The organism is Terrisporobacter muris, assembly GCF_024621905.1.
Taxonomy (GTDB): Bacteria; Bacillota; Clostridia; order Peptostreptococcales; family Peptostreptococcaceae; genus Terrisporobacter; species Terrisporobacter muris.
Map to the genome: position 1 here is coordinate 1 of NZ_JANKBY010000540.1, position 1,479 is coordinate 1,479.

Consider the following 1,479-nt stretch of genomic DNA (forward strand, 5'->3'; position numbering starts at 1 on the left):
AAAAAAAAGTAAATTTTAATGATGTTTTTAATATTAATATAAGTTATAATTATATTATAAATTAAGAACAACTTAAAAAAAGGGGGTGCAAATAATAAATGAATATACTAAGTTTAGGGGAAAAAATAAAAAAGCTTAGAAAAGAACAGAATATGACATTAAAAGAACTAGCAGGAGATAGAATTACAGCTGCTCAAATAAGTCATATTGAGAGAGATAAATCACATACTAGTTATGAGTTATTAGAGTATTTAGCAGATAAGCTTGGAGTAAGCGTGGATTATCTATTAGAGACAAAGGAAATGCAATCTAAAAAAATAACAGATAACCTTATATTAAAAAGTGAAATATATATTAAATGTGATGATTTAGAAAAGGCAGAAGAACAAATAAACGAAATTATAGATATATGTAAAAAATATAAACTAACTGAAAATTATGGGAAATGTAATAAGCTATTAGCTGAAATTAATTGTAAAAGAGAAGATTATTCTTTTGCAGTATATTATTATGAAAAAGCATTATACTATTTTATAAAAAATGAAGATAAAGATGAGATATACAATAGCTATGTTAACATAGGTAATATATATATGTTAGATGAATTCTATAAGGGAGCTTTAACTCATTTTATGTTTGCAAAAGAGGTACTAGACGAAAGTAACATAGAAGATGCTGATATATATAAAGAGTTGTATAGTAAGATATCTGAATGTTATATGAAATTAAACCAACCGCAAAAAGCATTAGATTTTATGGAGAAAATAGATAGAATGGATAATGAAGATTGCATAAAAGAAGAGGTAGGTATTTTAGTATTAAAAGCTAAAAACTTATTAAGTGTTGGTAAATATGCAGAGTCTAAAGAATGTTTTAATAAAGCATTAGAAATAATAGAAAAAGAAGAAAATAAAAGTAGACTGGCTAAAGTATATCTTACTATGAGCGAAATTTATTCAGAGATGGGGGATATGGATAAGTACTTAGAATATTCGCAAAAAGTATATGATCTTACAAAGAGGGATGAAAATCAATATATGATGGAAAGTTTATTTAATATGATAGAGTCTTATGTGACAAGAGGTCAATATGATATGGCTCAGAAATATTGTAAATTAGCCTTAGTTTCATCTATTAAAAATAAAGATAAATACTATGAGTATAAATCATTAAAATTCTACGCTGATATGTATAAGAATAAAAATGAAGTAGAAAACTCAATTGATTACTTAAATAAATGTATAGAAATTGCAAATGGATTAAAAGATGAGAAAATATTAGCTGGTTTATACATAGAATTAGGCAAGTTGTATTCTAGTATATCAAAAGAAAAAGAGCTAGAATGTTACCAAAGAGGCGTTGTTATGTACAAGGAATTAAATATTATTTAAAATATAATATTAAAAAAATGGGTATTTAAAGGCATTTTTTTGATAAATTAATGAAAATAGAAGAATAACAAATTTACTTTTGTATTCT

General features: G+C 24.3%; 1 protein-coding gene. It reads left to right on the plus strand.

Annotated features, from left to right (window positions below):
- Positions 1-98: 98 nt before the first annotated feature.
- Positions 99-1,391 (plus strand): helix-turn-helix domain-containing protein, encoded by a 1,293-nt coding sequence (locus NSA58_RS20090; protein WP_074080116.1) that lies wholly within the window; start codon positions 99-101, stop codon positions 1,389-1,391.
- Positions 1,392-1,479: the final 88 nt, after the last annotated feature.

Excerpts from the sequence above, each read along its gene's own strand:
- NSA58_RS20090 (WP_074080116.1), top strand. The coding sequence starts at position 99 with ATGAATATACTAAGTTTAGGGGAAAAAATAAAAAAGCTTAGAAAAGAA.